Consider the following 13,569-nt stretch of genomic DNA (forward strand, 5'->3'; position numbering starts at 1 on the left):
ACGGGCGATGACGTGGTCGAAGCCGAGTTCCTCGGCCGTTCGGGTGGTCTCGACGGCGTCGTCGGTCCCGTCCGCCGGCCGGGGCCACGGACGGTGCGGTGCCACTCCGACGCGCATGACGTCGCCGCTCGCCGGGCCGGACCCACGGGTTGGGGTACGGCACCACCGCGCGGCCCGCCGGTATGCCCCGTCCGTGCCCTTGCCGCGCCCCGGCGGGCGGGCCACGGTAGGCGCATGACCTCCTTTGTGCTGCCCCATGAGGTGCACGGCGACGGCGCCCACAAGGTGTTCGCGGTGCACGGCTGGTTCGCCGACCGGTCCGCGTACGCCCCTGTCCTGCCGGATCTCGACCGCACCGCCTTCACCTACGCCCTCGTGGACCTGCGCGGCTACGGCGAGGCCCGGGACGCGCCGGGCGCGTACACGACGGCCGAGGCGGCCGGGGACCTGGCGGAGCTGGCCGACCGGCTGGGCTGGGAGCGGTTCTCGGTGATCGGGCACTCCATGGGCGGCGCGGTGGCCCAACGGCTGGCGGCCACCGTCCCGGAGCGGCTGCGCCGGATCGTCGGGGTCTCCCCGGTACCCGCTTCGGGGGTGCCGCTGACCGGTGAGCAGGACGCACTGTTCACGGACGCCGCGCACCGGCCGGAGAACCGGCGCGCGATCATCGACTTCACCACCGGGGGCCGGCGTCCCGCCGCCTGGCTGGACCGGATGGTGGCCCGCTCCCTGGAGCGCAGCGACGCCAAGGCGTTCCGGGCCTGGCTGGACTCCTGGTCGGGTGAGGACTTCCACGCCGCCGTCGAGGGCAGCGAGATCCCGGCCCTTGCCGTGGCCGGCGAACTGGACCCGGCCCTGTCGCCGGAGGTCATGCGGCAGACCTGGATGTCCTGGTATCCGCGGGCCGAACTCGTGGCGCTGCCGTCCGCCGGGCACTACGCCATGGACGAGTGCCCGCTGGACCTGGTCCGCGTGGTCGAGGACTTCCTGCGAGCCGACGCAGAAGACCCGGCGATCGCCCCGGCCGACGAGAGCGAGCCCGCGTGAGCGTGCCCGAGAACCCGCCGGTGCCCGACGTGTTCGACCCGCGCCGGTACGCCGTCGGTGTGCCCCACGACGACTACCGCGTGCTGCGCGACCACCATCCGGTGGCCTGGCAGGAGGAGCCGGAGGTGCTGGGCTGGCCGGCCGGGCCGGGGTTCTGGGCGGTGACCCGGCACGCGGACGTCGTCCGGGTGCTGAAGGACGCGACGGCGTACTCCTCCCGCCTCGGCGCGACCCAGATCCGCGACCCGGACCCGGCGGACCTGCCGTTCATCCGCCGGATGATGCTCAATCAGGACCCGCCGCAGCACGGGCGGTTGCGGCGGCTGGTGAGCCGGGCCTTCACACCGGGCCGGATCGACCGGTTCGCGGCGCTCGCCCGGGAGCGGGCGCACACCCTGCTCGCCGGGGCGCTTCGGCAGGCGCGGGTCGCAGACGGCACGGCCGATCTGGTGGCCTCGGTCACCGACGAGTACGCGCTGCTCAACCTGGCGGATCTGCTGGGCGTCCCGGACAGCGACCGGCGGCTGCTGCTGCGCTGGACACAGCGGGTCATCGGCTACCAGGACCCGGACGAGGCCGGTTCCCCCGTGCTGGACGAGTCGGGAAAGCCGGTCAATCCGCGCTCCCCGGCGATGCTGGAGGACATGTTCGCATACGCCAGACAGTTGGCTGTATACAAACGACAGTATCCCGCCGACGACATCATGACGACACTCGCCCACGACGCCGAACTCGCCGACACCGAGCTGGAGATGTTCTTCTTCCTGCTCACCGTCGCGGGCAACGACACCGTACGCAGCGCGGCCCCGGGCGGTCTGCTGGCGCTGGCGGAACATCCGGAGTCGTACGAGTCGTTGCGCGCGGGGAAGGCGGAACTCCCCACTGCTGTCGAGGAGCTGCTGCGTTCGCATCCGCCGGTGCTGACCTTCCGCAGGACCGCCGCGCGGGACACCGAGCTGGCGGGGCGGCGGATCCGGGCCGGTGACAAGGTCGTGGTCTTCCACGCCTCGGCCAACAGGGACGAGCGGGTCTTCGCCGATCCCGCCCGCCTCGACCTCGCCCGCTCCCCCAACCCGCATGTGTCCTTCGGCGACGGCCCGCACGTCTGCCTGGGCGCCCACTTCGCCCGGCTGCAACTGCGGCTGCTCTACGAGGAGGTGCTGCGCGCGGTCCCCGAGGTGCGGCCCGCCGGCCCGGCCGACCGGCTCGTGTCGAACTTCATCAACGGCATCAAGTCACTGCCGTTGCAGGTCATGTGACATCGGCCTGGATCAGCGCGTGGGTGCCGCCGGTGCGCCAGCGCCTGCCCTCGGCCGCCTCCAGCTCGGCCACGGTCGCCGCGGACAGGCCCGTGATCACGTCGGACTTCAGGGTACGCAGCGCGGCGACCGGGCCGGGGAAGTAACCGGTCGTCTCCTGGAAAGGTGTGGTCGGCGCCCACAGCCGGTCGCCCACCAGGCGCCGGTAGTTGAGGTCGCCCTTGAAGACGGTGAGCGTGGCCGCGGCGAACTCGGCCCGCAGGTCGTCCGGCATCTCGGCGTACGGCAGCGGGGCGCACGAGAACGGGTGCGCGCGCATGGTGAGGCGGCCGTCGGCCATGGCCGACCAGAGCACGCGCGCGTACCCGGCGGCCGCACCGGAGGCGGCGCGCAGCCGGTGCAGCGCGTCGACGACGTCGGCGGTGGTGGCGTCGGAGACGTAGTACGGGTACGGCTTGACGTGCAGCACCGCCCGCGCGGCCCGGCCCTCGGCGAGGAGGTGGGCGATCAGCAGCAGGTCCGGGACGAGTTCGCGGCCCGCGTTGTCCGCGACCAGGACCAGCGTGGCGGTGCCGCCGGGCGGCAGCAGCGACCACAGGGCCTCGCTGTCGTCGGCGACGAGCGCGGGGGCCGGGTCCCGGGTCCCGGCGCCCTCGGCGGAGAGCCGGAAGCCGAGGTCGGCACGGTTGCCCCACAGCGAGCCGTGCAGCAGGGCGTGCGCCCGCTCCTCCTCCGGAAGGCCGGGCAGGGCGTCCAGCGCGGTGAGTTCCTCGTCCGTGGCGGGTGCGTCGAGTTCGGCGCGCTTGAACGGCCGGAAGGGGTCGACTCCCTGCCAGGCGCCGGGGCCGAACCAGCCGACGGCGTCGAGCAGCCGGCGGTAGAAGTAGCTCTCGGACCACAGCCACGGCACGTCGTACCAGGAACGTCCGGCGTGGTCGGCCAGGCCCCACCGCTGCCAGAGGGCCCGGTCCGGGGCATCGGCGGGCAGCGGCCCGACCGTTCCCTCGGTGCAGCTCTTCAGCAACTCGTCCAGTGCCCGGTGCTGCCCGGGGCCGTAGGGGAAGGCGTCCCGTACCTGCCTGATGATCGCGGGGTGCCGCTCGGCCAGCACGCTGTGCGGGAACGAGCCGGGTTCGTTGCCGAGGATCACGGGTGCGAACGGGGTGGGGGGCATGTCCGTCACCGTATCGCGTGCCTCAGACGGTTCTGATCTCCCGCTCCAGCTGCGTGGCGAGCGTGACGTAGCGGGGGCGGCGGTGCACCGGGACCAGACCCCGGATCAGCAGGTGCCACATCTCGGCGACCCGGCGCGGAAGCCGTCCAGTGGGTTCGAGCGAGCGGCCGGCGACCCGGGTGCCGACGAAGAAGGAGACCAGGGAGTGCGCGACGATGCCGACGTCGACATCGCTGTGCACATCGGCCTCTCGGACGGCCTGGTTGAACTTCCGGGTGGCGAACTCCAGCCATACGGCGAACGGATGCCTGAGCGGCGGCCGTATGGCGATGTCGGCGGTGGCGAGGCGGAGCGCGGCGCGTGGCACCGGGTCCTCCACGGCGAGCCTGGCGACCCCGAACGTGGTGCGCATCAGGGCCTCCAGCGAGGAGCAGCCGCGGCTCTCGACCTCGGCGACGAGCTGCCGCCCGGCCTTGGCGTTGAGTTCCAGGATGGCTTGGGCGAGGTCCTCCTTGGCGGCGAAGTGGAAGTACAGCGCACCCTTGGTGACCTTCGCGTGTGCGACGATGTCGCTCAGGCTGGTGGACTCGTAGCCGTGCCGGTCGAACAGATCGGCGGCGGCCGTGATGATCGTTGCCCGGGTCTGCTCGGCGCGTAACTGCCTCGCCATCCTGGGACCCTCCTCGCGACTCGTACGAACGGGACATGCGGTTTGTTTTTAACCCCTCGCACACGATAACTCACCGAATGGCAACGGGAGTCCGGGGCGCGGGCCGACGGTACGACACGTGTCACCCGCGGATCCGGCAGCGGACGGCCCCTCGGCGGTCCGTGAACGGACGAGACCAGAACGGTTCCCCCTTCCTTGCCCGACTGCCCCGGGCAGCCGCGGGGGCGGCGGGTGCCGGACCCATGATCGCCACGATACGAGGCCGACGGCCGGCTCCTCAACGGGGTCACCGAGGAGGCGCAAAACATCCCAACCGGTCGGTGCATTCGCGCCCCTGAGCCACCGATGCGCCGGTCCGGCTGAACACCCCCAGCCCCGCCGCCGTACTGGACACCGCAGACCCCGTACCCGCAGCTGCCGAGGAGACATCCCGGATGACTCGGACGACCGCCCGCCTGAGCGTCACGGCGGCCGCCGCCGCGGCCCCGCTCCTGCTCCTGTCGTGGGCGGCGGGGTCTGCCCAGGCACACGGAGCCCCCACAAACCCGGTCAGCCGGGTCTACGCCTGCTCCCCCGAGGGCGGCGACGCGGCACGCTCGGCGGCCTGCCGGGCGGCGGTCACGGCGAACGGCTCCCCGTTCACCGCGTGGGACAACCTGCGCGTGGCGGGGGTGAACGGCCGGGACCGGCAGACGATTCCGGACGGCAGACTGTGCAGCGGGAACCTGCCGGCGTACCGGGGCCTGGACCTGGCTCGGCGGGACTGGCCGGCGACACGGCTGACGCCCGGCGGCAGGCTGACGATGACGTACGCCTCGACGATCGCGCACACGGGCACGTTCAGGCTGTACCTGACCAAGCCGGGTTACGACCCGGCGAAACCGCTGACCTGGTCCGATCTGCCGGAGCGGCCCTTCGCCCAGGTCACGGACCCCCCGCTGCGGGAGGGGGCGTACCACATCGCCGCGACGCTGCCGACGGACCGGACGGGGCGTCAGGTCCTCTACACCGTCTGGCAGAACAGCAGCACGCCGGACACCTATTACTCGTGTTCCGACGTGGTCTTTCCGGACAAGGGCGGGAAGGCGGGGGATGCGGGGGAGGCGGCAGTGACACCGGTGACGACGGCGAGTTCGACCCCCGCCGCCGATGGGCGCGCCGCCCAGGACATGGGCCCTTCCGCGCCCGTACTGGCGGGCGGCGCCGCCGCGGTGCTGGTGCTCACCGGGGGCGCCGCCCTTGCCGTGCGTCTACGACGACGCTGAACTCGGCCTTCCTGGTGCTCAGTTGACGTAGACCTGGGCGCCGCCGTCCGCCACGGGCGCGTACTTGGCGGTGAAGTAGCCGCTGGCAAAGCACAGCGACGAACCGGAGCTCTTGGTGAACTGCTGGTTGGTGAAGCTGATGCTGCTGTCGCTGTTGTCGGCCTTCCCGGTCAGGGAGGCCGCCTGGTAGACGCAGGTGATGGAGCCCAGCAGCGTCTTCAGCTTGACCGTGGTCTGGATGCTGGAGCCGCTGGCCGGCGAGACGGTGAGGGTGCCGTCGGAGGCGACCGTCGCCGTGTAGGGCAGGTTGTCGACGGTGATGCTGCTGACGCCGGTGACGCCGATGACGTTGCTGGTACAGGAGGCGGCGTCGAAGGTGTGCCCGGTGACGGACTCGGTGGCCGTGCCGGGGGCAGCCGGGTTGCCGGTGACCGCGGCGGTGAACTGGGAGGACGTGCACCTGACGCCGCTGGTGCCGGTCGCGCTGGAGTAGAGCGTGGCAAGGGTGCCGGAGGCCAGCGGGGCGGTGAGGGTGTCGCCGGTCGCGACGGCGGTGCCACCCGTGGAGCCGGTGGTGAGCACGGCGGTGCCGTCGGCGGAGGCGGGGGCGGGCGCGGCCATCGCGAGGGCGAGTGCGGTGGCGGTGCCGGCGAGGGCGAGGAGGGGTCGCGTACGCATGGGGGGTGCCTCTTTCCTGGGTGGGGTCCGGATGAGGTGGGGTGGGGGTCGCGGTGAGGGGTGCGGACAGCGCCGTGAGACGTGGCGCGGGGGTGTGCGCGGGTGGCCGCCGGCGCAGGGCCGTGGCGCCTTCTCCGTACGCGACGGAACCGGCGACGGCGGCGGTCCGGGCACCGGCCGAAGGCCTCGGGGGAAGGCCTCCGGCCGGGCCGGCGGAGGGCGGCCGGGCACGGCCGGGGGAAGGGACCGTGCGCAGCCGCACCGATGTGAACGGTTTCCATGAGCCGAGATGAGCGGCTGACGTGAGCGGCCAGGAGACACGGCCGGTGCCGCTCGGCGGATCCGGCGCCACGGATCCGTGAAACAGGGGAATTTGTAGACCTGATCAACCGTCAACGTCAAGTCTTTCTAGGGGAGTTGAGGGAGCCGGTCGCGCCCTGCGCACATCCGACACCCTTTTTTCACATCTCCCTTGACCCTCCGAAGTAACCGGCGGTAACTTCCTCGAAGGCTACGGTCGCGTAACGAGAAAGCCCTTGCTTCGCCGGGAGTGCGAGGAGGCGTACGCGGCGGTCGCCGTCCGCGCCAGGACACCGCGCCACTGAAGCCCGACCCGCGTTGATCCATGCCCATGGGAGCAGACATGGCCTCGTCCCCGGACGTCCCGTCCGACGGCAACACCCCCGAGAATCCGGGAAACGGTTCTCCGTCCGAAGCACCTCAGGCAGCCGCCGCCGGGACCACCGGTGGCGGCGAGAGACGAGGCCGGGTCCGGGCCCGCCGGGCCGCGGTGATGGCGGTGCCCGCCACCCTCGTCGCCGCCGCTCTCGCGGTCCTCACCGCACAGGGGGCGCTGGGCGTGCAGTTCGCGATCTCCGGCATGCCGTTCACGGTCACCGCGACCGAGCTGAACGGAACCGGTTTCGAGCAGTTCGGCGGCCTCGACACCATGGCGGACGGCAGCCCGAACGCCGGGGACACCGGCGGTCAGGTGCTCGTCGTCACCTCCGCGATCAAGAACGCCACGCTCACCAAGCTGTGCCAGAGCGTCGACCTCGGCGGCACCAACCTGCTGATCACGGCGGGCAGCGGCGCGGACAAGGTGCAGGCGAGCGACCTGACCACCGACTCCTCGGAGCTGTCCGGCGACGCGGCGTTCAAGAACATCGAGATCGGCAACGACGCGAGCACGCTGACCAAGGCGGGCGTGAAGGGCCCGATCGGGGTGTTCAGCCAGCAGGCCGACACCGTGCGCATCGCCAACCTGCGGCAGACCAACTACGCAACCACCGCCGGTGTGTTCAAGCTTCCCGGTCTCAAGCTCCGCTTCAGCGGCTCGGGTTGCTGATCGCGGTGCCGGACGGTCCACGCCCAGGAGCGCGCGCCGCCTTCCGCGGGTGGCGGGCCCGCCGGCCGTTCTGGGGCGGGCTGCTGCTCGCCCTGGCCGGCGGCGAGATCCTGCTCACGGAGAAAGCCTCGCTGAAGGTCGTGATGCACATCGGCATGCAGGGGCTGGCCGGCTATCTGCTGCCGTCGCTGATGGCGCTGCTGGGCCTGCTGATCCTCTTCAACCCCGCGCAGCGGCTCTTCTACTCCCTCACCGGCGTCCTGCTCTCGCTGGGCACCTGGGTCACCTCGAACCTGGGCGGCTTCTTCATCGGCCTCCTGCTGGGCGTCACCGGCAGCTGCCTCACCTTCGGCTGGCTCCCCGACCAGGAGCCGCGCGTCAGCCGCCGCAAGCGCCGCAAGCAGGCAAGGGCGGCGGCACGTACGGTGGCGGAGGGGGCGCAGGGCACGGCGGCCTGAGGGTACGGGGTCGTACGGCTGCCCCGGCGGGGACCTGCCCGGCGCCCGTGCGGTGTACGGGCGCTCAGAGGCGAGGCCGGGCCTTGGCCACGGCGAGGGCGAGGGCGTACCGGCCGAGGACGGCGGCGAGCAGCAGGTGGTACCCGGCGGGCAGGGCCGTCATGCCGAGCGCGGCGCCGAGCGGGCTGGGCGGTACGACGACCCGGTGCGTGCGGGCCGGCAGCGCCGCGCCGCGCGTGAGGCACGTGGTGACGATCACCGGCAGCGTCTCGGGGGTGATCCCGACCGCCAGCGACACGGCGAACGGCAGGGTCTGCGGGCCCCGGCCGCGCAGCGCCGCGCCCGCCATGAGCACCAGCGGCGGGGCGAGCAGCATGAACCGGACCAGCACCCAGGCGATGCCGTGCACGGAGCGGTCGAAGGCGCTGGGCGCACGCGGCTGCGGCGACCGCTGCGCGGCGGCGAACCGGGTGCGCGGCCCGGTCGCCACTACGACCGCGGTGGCACCGCCCGCCACGACCGCGCCGCCCTGGAAGCACGGATGGGACTCGGCGAGCGGCTCCGGCAGTTCGGTGGCGGCCTTGGACACGGGCGCGGACGCGCCGGTGAGGGCGGCCTCGCGCACCGTCAGCCCGCGGGCGCGCGGCAGTCGTACGTCGGCGGGCACGAGGTCGCCGGGGCCGGGCCGTACGACGTCGCCGGGGACCGGTTCGGCCACCGGGATCTCGTGGGCGGGTCGGCGGTGGCGCCGGTGCGGCGCAGCACGGTGGCCGTGCCGGCGACCGGTTCGCGCAGGGCGGCGAGCGCGTGGTCGGCGCGGCGCTCACCGGCCGCGCGCGGCACGCAGCCGACGGCGACCAGGGAGAGGATCACCGTGGCGGTGCCCCAGGAGGCGACGAACGCCGGGACCAGGCCGAGGGCGAGGAGCACGGCGGTGAACGGGGCGCGCACACCGCGCAGGCTGCGCCGGAGCGCGGTAGGGGTGTGCGGGCGGGGCGGGGGGTCGCCGTATGCGGCGAGCCGTACGGCGGCCTCCAGGTGCTGCGGCTCCTGGACACCGGCCCGCGCGGACTCAGGGAGGTGCCGCGGCGGGTCCGGGCACCGGGCCCGCCGGGTTCTCAGAGGCCACGGAGGAGGCGGGCCGGGGCCGGGACGGCGGCGTCCCGTTCGGCGAGCCGGCCGACGAGCAGGCGTACGACGTCGACGACGGCGGCCTGTGCGGCGGCGTCCACGAAGTACACCTGGCGGCGGCCCTCGCGACGGGAGCGGACGAGCCCGGCGAGTTTCAGCTTGGTCAGGTGCTGGCTGACGGCGGGCAGCGCGCCGCCGACCCGCCCGGCGAGCCCGGTGACGTCGCTCTCCCCCTGGATCAGCGCCCACACGATGTGCAGCCGGGCGGGCGAGGCGAGCAGACCGAAGGCGGCGGCCGCCTCGGCGAGCACCTCGGCGGAGGGGTCCAGGTGGCCGGTGCCGGGAGCTGTCGCCACTGTCGCCTTCCTCTGCTTCCTTGGTGTCGTGCCGGGTTCGGTGGGTGTGGGCATTCAGTTTAGGTCCGCAGGAACTTCTCGGTGGCGCCATGAGTTTCTATGATGTGCGCGCTCGTGGCCGCCGCGGACGGGACCGTCGCCCCCTCGGAGCGGCAGCGGGTGGCTCAGCTCATCGCGACGAACGAGGTGTTGCAGAACTTCCCGGCGGACGACCTCAGGCGCCGCTTCGAGGAGAACCTGAACAAGCTGACGACCGACTTCGCCTTCGGCAAGGTGAGCGTGCTGCAGGAGATCGCGAAGGCGAAGAAGAAGCCGGCCGAGGCGCGGGCGGTCGTCCAGATCGGCATCGTGATCGGCGGCGCGGACGGCGACTTCGACAAGACGGAACAGGCGGTGGTGCGCGAGGCGTGCTACACGCTGGACCTGCCGCCGCACGAGTTCGACCTCTGAGCCGGCCGGACCGCGCGAGGATGGGGGCATGCTCGACGAACTCGACCGTGCCCTCATCCACGCCCTGCACCTGGACGGCCGCGCGCCGTTCAGCAGGATCGCCGAGGTGCTCGGGGTCTCGGCGCAGACCGTGGCCCGCCGTTACCGCCGGCTGCGCACGGAGGCGGGGCTGCGCGTGGTGGGCCTCGCCGACCCGGACCGGGCGGGCCGCGCGCAGTGGCTGGTCCGGCTGACGGCGACGGCACGTTCTGCGCGGGACATCGCCGGGGCGCTGGTGCGGCGGCCGGACACGTCCTGGGTGAAGCTGACTTCGGGAGGCACGGAGATCACGGCGGTGATCCACGCCCCGGCCGAGGACTCCTCCCCCGGCTCCCTCCTGCTGCATGACGTGCCGCGCACCAGCGGCATCACCGCCGTCTCCGCGCACTGCCTGCTGCACACCTACCTGGGCGGTCCCGCCAACTGGCGGCGCAGCGCGCAGGCACTGGATCAGGAGCAGCAGGCAGCGCTGGAGTACCGGGAGAGCGCCGAGGGAGTACGGCAACCGGGGCCGGAGGACGGGGAGTTGCTGGCGGCGCTGGAGCGGGACGGGCGGGCCGGGCAGCAGGAGCTGGCCCAGGAGACGGGCTGGTCGCCCACGACCGTGGCCCGGCGGCTGGCCGAACTCCGCGCGTCGGGCGCGCTGTTCTTCGACGTGGAGGTGGACGCCGGGCTCTTCGGCGTCCACACCCGGGCCCTGCTGTGGCTGTCGGTGCGCCCGGCGGACCTGGAGAAGGCCGCGCTCGCCCTGGCCGGCCATGACGAGCTGGCCTTCGTGGCCGCGACCACCGGCCGCACCAACCTGGTCGCCCAGGCCCTGTGCCGCGACCCGGCCGACCTGCACCGCTATCTCACCCGGCGGCTCGGTGCGCTGCGGGAGATCGACGCGCTGGAGACGAGTCCCGTGCTGCGTACGCTCAAGGCGGCGAGTCCGGTGCTGACGGATCTGGCGAGGGTACGGCGTCTCCACACGCCCACCCACCGGGTCGGTTGAGACCGCACGCGGCTGCGGGTGCGTGGTGGCTGGTCGCGCCCACGCGGCGGAGCCGCATAGTGATGCGGCCCCGCGCCCCGTGGGGAGCCGCGGTGCCCCGCCTAGTGTGATGCGCCTGAAATCGCAGGCTTAAGTCTCTCGCTGATTTTCGGTGGCTGGCGGAGTGAGCTTGGTGAGGTAGTCGGCGAGGGATTTGAGGATCTCGTCGGCGGTCTTGGTCCAGGTGAAGGGCCGGGGGTTCTCGTTCCATGAGTCGATCCAGGCCCTGATGTCCTCCTCCAGCGCCTTCACCGAGGTGTGGACGCCTCGGCGGATGAGCTTGTCGGTGAGCAGGCCGAACCACCGCTCGACCTGGTTGATCCAGGAAGAGCCGGTCGGAGTGAAGTGGACATGGAAGCGGGGGTGCTTGCCGAGCCAGGTCTTGATCTCGGGGGTGTTGTGGGTGGCGTAGTTGTCACACACCAGGTGCACATCGAGCCCGGCAGGAACCGCCTTGTCTATCGTGACCAGAAACTTCTTGAACTCGACGGCCCGGTGGCGGCGGTGCAGTTCACCGATGACAGTGCCGTCGGCGATGTTGAAGGCGGCGAACAGGCTGGTGATGCCGTGTCGCAGGTAGTCGTGGGTGCGCCGTTCGGGCATGCCCGGCATCATCGGCAGCACCGGCTGCGAGCGGTCCAGCGCCTGAATCTGGCTCTTCTCGTCCACGCACAACACCACGGCTTTCTCCGGCGGGTTGTGGTACAGGCCGACGACGTCGACGACCTTCGCGACGAACTGCGGGTCGGTGGAGAGCTTGAAGGCGTCCTGCAGGTGCGGCTTGAGGTCGAACTTCTTCCAGATCCGCCCGATGGTGGACTTCGACAGCCCGGTGCGGGCGGCCATGGAGGCCCGCGACCAGTGGGTGTCCTGGCCCGGGGCGGATTCCAGCGTCGCGACGACCACGTCCTCGACCTGGTCGAGCAGGATGGACGGCGGCCGGCCGGGCCGCGGCTCGTCGACCAGACCGTCCAGCCGCCGCTTGACGAACCGGGCCCGCCAGCGGTTCACCGACTGCTCGCTCACCCCGAGCTCGGCCGCCACCTGCTTGTTCGTCCCGCCCTCCGCGCACCGCAGCACGATCCTCGCGCGCAGAGCCAAAAACTGCGCGGTCTTCGCGCGCCTCGCCCAACGCGTCAGCTGAGCCCGTTCGTCATCACTGAGCACCAGCTCCGACTTGCGTCGGCCCGGCCGCGGCTCATCCGCAAGCCCGGCCATCCGCCGGGCAGCAAACCGCGAGCGCCACTTCCTCACCGTGTCCGCGGTTACCTTGAACTCCGCCGCCACACGCGTATTCGGCTTCCCATCCGCACACGCCAAGACGATGCGTGCCCGCTCGGCGAGACGGGGCGCCACTGCCCCGCCCGCCCAGCGCAACAACTCGGCGCGCTCCTCATCGGACAGCACAACTTCGACGGCACGAGGACCCCGAGACATGAAAACAGGCTACAGACTTAAGCCTGCGATTTCAGGCGCATCACACTAGTGACCTGGTCCGGAGATCCTGTCGCAGTAGCCGCAGATGCGGTCGATGATCTGGTCCGCGGTCTTGGTCCATCTGAAGGGCCGAGCCTGCTCGTTCCAGGTCTTGATCCAGTCCTTGAGCGCGGTCTTCAACTCGTCGAGTGAGCAGAAAACCCCGCGCTCCAGACATCGCCGCTGTAGTTCGGCGAACCACCGCTCGACCTGGTTGATCCAGGACGAGTAGGTCGGGGTGAAGTGCAGCTCGAACCGAGGATGGGCCAGAAGCCACTTGTGCACGACCGGCGCCTTGTGGGCGGAGAGGTTGTCGCAGATCACGTGGACCGCCAGGCCGGGATCGGTCTGGCGGTCGATCTCATCGACAAAGTCGCGGAAGTCCACCGCCCGATGCGTCGCCGACAGCTTCCCGATCACCTTGCCGGTGGCGGTGTTCAGGGCGGCGAACAGATCCACGGTGCCGTGCCGGACGTAGTCGAAACTGCGCCGCTCAGGGGTGCCGGGCACCATCGGCAGCACCGGAGCGGTCCGCTCAAGGGCCTGGATCTGCGGCTTCTCGTCCACCGCGAAAACTGCCGCGTTCGCCGGCGGAGCGAGATACAGCCCGACCACGTCTTGGATCCTGTCGATCAGCAGCGGGAGCGGGGAGATCTTGAAATCCTCCGTCCGCCAGGGCTGCAGCCCGAACGCCCGCCAGATCCGCAGCACGCTCGTCGGAGAGATTCCCACTCGCTTCGCCAGCTCCCGCTTCGACCAGTGGGTGGCACCCTCGGGCACCTCTTCGAGAGTGCGCACCACCACCTCTTCCACCTGGGCGTCTGTGATGGCGCGGGGCACACCGGGACGTGGCTCGTCGGACAGCCCGTCGAGCCGGTACTGGAGAAATCTGGTCCGCCACCGGCGCACGGTCGCGCGATCGGTCCCCAGCCGTGCAGCCACTGCGGTGTTGTTCAATCCCCCTGCGCAGGCCAGCACGATCCGGGCCCGTCTGGCCAGCCCCTGCGCGGTTGTCCGGCGTTTGGCCCACCCCTGCAACACCAGCCGCTCGTCCTCGGATAACACCAGCGGCTGCAGCCTGCTGTCGCCCACACCTCCAGCAGACCGCAGCCGGCAGCCGCCGTCACCACCCACACCGCAATCTGAAACGAACGACCACTCACGTGGCGAAACGTGAACTCAAGA

General features: G+C 71.8%; 12 protein-coding genes and 2 pseudogenes. 7 read left to right on the forward strand and 7 right to left on the reverse strand.

Annotation, left to right across the window (positions count from 1 at the left end; genetic code table 11):
• The first annotated feature begins 234 nt into the window (after positions 1-234).
• Together BFF78_RS10720 and BFF78_RS10725 are read left to right on the forward strand one after the other, a co-directional pair.
• Positions 235-1,047 carry an alpha/beta fold hydrolase gene (locus BFF78_RS10720; protein WP_069778098.1) on the forward strand — a complete coding sequence of 271 codons (813 nt, stop codon included), beginning with the start codon at positions 235-237 and terminating at the stop codon, positions 1,045-1,047.
• Positions 1,044-2,306 (forward strand): cytochrome P450, encoded by a 1,263-nt coding sequence (locus BFF78_RS10725; protein ID WP_069778099.1) that lies wholly within the window; start codon positions 1,044-1,046, stop codon positions 2,304-2,306. The genes BFF78_RS10720 and BFF78_RS10725 overlap by 4 nt, the downstream gene beginning before the upstream one ends.
• On the opposite strand, the gene BFF78_RS10730 is transcribed toward BFF78_RS10725, so the two are convergent.
• Both BFF78_RS10730 and BFF78_RS10735 read right to left on the reverse strand, forming a co-directional pair.
• A complete protein-coding gene (locus BFF78_RS10730) occupies positions 2,299-3,480 on the reverse strand; it encodes a damage-control phosphatase ARMT1 family protein (RefSeq protein WP_069783514.1) in 1,182 nt (393 codons plus the stop codon). The two genes, BFF78_RS10725 and BFF78_RS10730, sit on opposite strands and share 8 nt — an antisense overlap.
• 22 nt (positions 3,481-3,502) lie before the next feature.
• On the reverse strand, positions 3,503-4,150 hold the full coding sequence (locus tag BFF78_RS10735) for a ScbR family autoregulator-binding transcription factor (protein WP_069778100.1): 648 nt from the start codon (positions 4,148-4,150) through the stop codon (positions 3,503-3,505).
• A 434-nt stretch (positions 4,151-4,584) separates the two neighbouring features.
• On the opposite strand from BFF78_RS10735, the gene BFF78_RS10740 reads away from it, so the two are divergent.
• The gene (locus BFF78_RS10740; RefSeq protein ID WP_069778101.1) at positions 4,585-5,415 is read left to right on the forward strand and encodes a lytic polysaccharide monooxygenase auxiliary activity family 9 protein; all 831 of its coding nucleotides are present in this window, start codon (positions 4,585-4,587) and stop codon (positions 5,413-5,415) included.
• Positions 5,416-5,433: 18 nt separating this feature from the next.
• Here BFF78_RS10740 and BFF78_RS10745 read toward each other — a convergent pair whose 3' ends face one another.
• Positions 5,434-6,093 (reverse strand): Tat pathway signal sequence domain protein, encoded by a 660-nt coding sequence (locus BFF78_RS10745; protein ID WP_069778102.1) that lies wholly within the window; start codon positions 6,091-6,093, stop codon positions 5,434-5,436.
• 643 nt (positions 6,094-6,736) lie between these two features.
• On the opposite strand from BFF78_RS10745, the gene BFF78_RS10750 reads away from it, so the two are divergent.
• Both BFF78_RS10750 and BFF78_RS10755 read left to right on the forward strand, forming a co-directional pair.
• Positions 6,737-7,441 carry a DUF6230 family protein gene (locus tag BFF78_RS10750; RefSeq protein WP_069778103.1) on the forward strand — a complete coding sequence of 235 codons (705 nt, stop codon included), beginning with the start codon at positions 6,737-6,739 and terminating at the stop codon, positions 7,439-7,441.
• 5 nt (positions 7,442-7,446) lie between these two features.
• Entirely contained in the window at positions 7,447-7,899 is a 453-nt protein-coding gene (locus tag BFF78_RS10755; protein ID WP_227025805.1) for a DUF6114 domain-containing protein, read from the forward strand.
• Positions 7,900-8,062: 163 nt separating this feature from the next.
• Here the strand turns inward: BFF78_RS10755 and BFF78_RS50500 are convergent.
• Together BFF78_RS50500 and BFF78_RS10770 are read right to left on the reverse strand one after the other, a co-directional pair.
• Positions 8,063-9,021 (reverse strand): annotated as a pseudogene (locus BFF78_RS50500) (P-type ATPase actuator domain-containing protein); the annotation flags it as partial.
• Complete coding sequence (locus BFF78_RS10770; RefSeq protein ID WP_069778107.1) at positions 9,018-9,386, reverse strand: ArsR/SmtB family transcription factor; 369 nt, start codon at positions 9,384-9,386, stop codon at positions 9,018-9,020. The gene BFF78_RS10770 and the pseudogene BFF78_RS50500, both read right to left, overlap by 4 nt.
• Before the next feature lie 102 nt (positions 9,387-9,488).
• On the opposite strand from BFF78_RS10770, the pseudogene BFF78_RS10775 reads away from it, so the two are divergent.
• Positions 9,489-9,836 (forward strand): annotated as a pseudogene (locus BFF78_RS10775) (tellurite resistance TerB family protein); the annotation flags it as partial.
• 28 nt (positions 9,837-9,864) lie between these two features.
• Positions 9,865-10,869, forward strand: a complete 1,005-nt coding sequence (locus BFF78_RS10780) for an Lrp/AsnC family transcriptional regulator (protein ID WP_069778108.1) — start codon at positions 9,865-9,867, stop codon at positions 10,867-10,869.
• Between the two features lie 129 nt (positions 10,870-10,998).
• Here BFF78_RS10780 and BFF78_RS10785 read toward each other — a convergent pair whose 3' ends face one another.
• Positions 10,999-12,345, reverse strand: coding sequence for an IS630 family transposase (locus BFF78_RS10785; RefSeq protein WP_079161050.1), 1,347 nt, complete (start codon positions 12,343-12,345; stop codon positions 10,999-11,001).
• Between the two features lie 45 nt (positions 12,346-12,390).
• Positions 12,391-13,476, reverse strand: a complete 1,086-nt coding sequence (locus BFF78_RS10790; RefSeq protein ID WP_069778109.1) for an IS630 family transposase — start codon at positions 13,474-13,476, stop codon at positions 12,391-12,393.
• Positions 13,477-13,569 lie beyond the last annotated feature (93 nt).

The sequence above is a fragment of the Streptomyces fodineus genome (genome assembly GCF_001735805.1).
GTDB lineage: Bacteria > Actinomycetota > Actinomycetes > Streptomycetales > Streptomycetaceae > Streptomyces > Streptomyces fodineus.